Annotated in this window: 4 protein-coding genes; all 4 read right to left on the bottom strand. The window is 46.2% G+C overall.

Annotated elements, in window-relative coordinates; all coding sequences use genetic code 11:
- Positions 1-178 precede the first annotated feature (178 nt).
- The 4 genes from F6K20_RS33985 to F6K20_RS34000 all read right to left on the bottom strand — a co-directional run bounded on the left by F6K20_RS33985 (position 179) and on the right by F6K20_RS34000 (position 2337).
- Complete coding sequence (locus F6K20_RS33985; RefSeq protein WP_008179608.1) at positions 179-496, bottom strand: hypothetical protein; 318 nt, start codon at positions 494-496, stop codon at positions 179-181.
- Positions 497-539: 43 nt separating this feature from the next.
- Complete coding sequence (locus tag F6K20_RS33990; protein ID WP_008179610.1) at positions 540-914, bottom strand: hypothetical protein; 375 nt, start codon at positions 912-914, stop codon at positions 540-542.
- Positions 915-1328: 414 nt separating this feature from the next.
- Positions 1329-1622, bottom strand: a complete 294-nt coding sequence (locus tag F6K20_RS33995; RefSeq protein WP_008179613.1) for a hypothetical protein — start codon at positions 1620-1622, stop codon at positions 1329-1331.
- A gap of 55 nt (positions 1623-1677) precedes the next feature.
- A complete protein-coding gene (locus tag F6K20_RS34000; protein WP_287297726.1) occupies positions 1678-2337 on the bottom strand; it encodes a class I SAM-dependent methyltransferase in 660 nt (219 codons plus the stop codon).
- Positions 2338-2480 lie beyond the last annotated feature (143 nt).

Below are 2480 nucleotides of genomic sequence, written 5' to 3' on the forward strand. Positions count from 1 at the left end.
TCTCTATTTTCTAGAGGCTCCTAGTAGGAACAAGCCGCACTAACTTCTGACTTGCGCGTAGCGCTATATCATGTCGGGATAATTACCCTTAATAAAAATCTCCCTATCTCCCCATCTCCCCACACCTCCCACCCTCCCCACTCTCTCCTTAATTATGGGTATTCAACCAGACTTGATATTAGATGGGGGGATTTTTGATGCAGGAAAAGAAGTTACAAAGTTTTATCCAAAGTCCAATATCACTGGGGTATTCCTGAATCTGATCAGGAGGTTCAGGAATGGGGTTAGGGGTTTCCTTAGTACTACTTCCCTCAGATGAAACTTCCTCCAATGTTTCCTCGGCATCTTTGAAGGGAGAGGAGGAATCATTTTCTTTTTTTAGCTTCAACTCCGAAGAGTTCCTTTGGCTAGCTAATTCCTCTAGGGTATCTTGTAGACCTGAATAGTTCTGGATAACCAATCTCCTGACGGGTGAAGCTTGATTTGGAAGTTTCATGCTCTTTTTTCCCTTCTGAAATTTTGGATTTCATTAAGGGTGTTCAAACTACCCTGCCAGAAGAGTCGGACGGACGGGAAATTGCTGGCATCGCTAGGTGTTGCAGAATCCTTCCCAATTTTGTCCAAAGTCCAGTATCACTGGGGTATTCCTGAATCTGATCAGGAGGTTCAGGAATGGGGTTAGGGGTTTCCTTAGTACTGCTTTCCCCAGATGAAACTTCCTCCAACTCAGATTTTGCAACAATATCAAATGTTTTCTTGATATCTTCGAAGGGAGAGGAGGAATCATTTTCTTTTTTTAGCTTCAACTCCCAAGAGTTCCTTTGGCTAGCTACTTCCTCTAGGGTCTCTTGTACACCTAAATAGTTCTGGACAACCAATCTCCTGACGGGTGAAGCTTGATTTGGAAGTTTCATACTCTTTTTTCCCTTCTGAAATTTGGGATTTCATTAAGGGTGTTCAACCAGACTTTATATTATTGAGGATACCTCCCTAGAGGCAATTATGCACAGAAAGTGTGATGGCACTTAGAAAACTAGTGCAATCACACATTTGCTATCATTTAGGTTCGCGACTATATGTTCTAATACGCTCCCAGAATTTAGCAGCCTTGAAACCTAAATTAGGTTTTTCCGAATAAGTCTCTGCTCACGGGCATATATTCGCAGGGCTGTTTCATTTTCAATTTTTCGGTTCGCTGAAGCTCCCGAGTGGCAGCGGTTTCGCCCCTGTTTTTCTATTATTAAACCCAATAGTATAAAAAAACGGCGATTTGCGTGACCTTAAGGGGCTTTGAGCCCCTCACCCAGGAATTTTAGGGTCGAGCAATGTTACGCCCCTGGGCATATAGTCGGGATGCTGAAGCAAGCATTCCAGGCTGCGCTTCTTGACAGACCTTGCCCCACTTGCTGGTCTATGCAGTTTTTACAGTTTTGTGAGATGGGTGGCAGAGCTGTTGGCCCAGGGTTAACCGGTGGTGGTGGTGCTAGAAGATTACCATTAGATGCTTGCACTTGCCGCCCTTGGTTTAGAGCTGCAATTGGATTAATACCAGTCTTGAAGCCTAAATAAGTTTTTCCTAGGGAGTCCCGGCTAACGGGCTTAACTTGAACTGGAAGTTTCATATGATTGCTCCTTGTTTTAGTTAATTCGTCAATGGTTAGACAGAAAGAGAGTCAGTTAGGAATGATTGTCTTTTTCTGATCGCCTCAGCAAAGCAAAGCCAACTAACTTGCGCAAACTTTCTTGATGTTCTGGGGAGGATAATAACGCCAGCAGTGCCTCAGGCAGGTCTAAACGCTGCAAACGCTGTCCTTCTTCTAGGAGAGAACGAAATTCAGTGGTTTCCCAACCTAATTGCCAAAAAAAGTTTGTCCCCTCGGCAGGAGCGAATTGAAGCTTGGCTTCACCATTAGCTGTAGCCTGATCCAGACTGTTTTGGATGAGCTGCAACCCACTATGGGAAGCCAGATCCGTGAGCCACCAACTCAACTGGGGCTGTGCCCACAAATCCCTAGCTAGGGCTGCAACTTGCTCAGGATTCAGATAGACAAGCAGCCCTTCCGTTACGATCAGTACCTTTTTTGTCTCAGAGCCAATGTCCCGAAAAAGACGCTGCCTTGCTTGGGAATTGGTCACGTCAAGGGGAACAGATTTGAGTCTGCACCCAGGCTTGATGCTAGCCAGTTTACTAGCTTTATAGTCTAAGACAGTAGGGAAATCAACCTCAATCCACAGGAGTGAAGCTGGTACAGGCAGACGGTAGGCACGGGTATCAAGTCCTGCTCCTAAGTTCAGAACTGCATCGACTCCCCCTTGCTCAATACTCTGGATAATCAACTCGTCCAGTCGCTGAGCATCCGCTGGAGTTCTTGCGAGGCGACGGTCGCGTCCTCGAGCGTCGCAGCGTTCTCATAGCGAGAGAGTGCATCCTCGTATTCGGCGTCGTCGAAGTTCGAGGGATTCCAGTCGCCATCCGCGCC

Origin of the sequence: Moorena sp. SIO2C4, assembly GCF_010672485.1 — a bacterium.
GTDB lineage: Bacteria > Cyanobacteriota > Cyanobacteriia > Cyanobacteriales > Coleofasciculaceae > Moorena > Moorena producens.

Bases quoted from the DNA above. Each gene is read 5' to 3' on its own strand.
- F6K20_RS33985 (WP_008179608.1), bottom strand. From the start codon at position 496: ATGAAACTTCCAAATCAAGCTTCACCCGTCAGGAGATTGGTTATCCAG.
- F6K20_RS33990 (WP_008179610.1), bottom strand. From the start codon at position 914: ATGAAACTTCCAAATCAAGCTTCACCCGTCAGGAGATTGGTTGTCCAG.
- F6K20_RS33995 (WP_008179613.1), bottom strand. From the start codon at position 1,622: ATGAAACTTCCAGTTCAAGTTAAGCCCGTTAGCCGGGACTCCCTAGGA.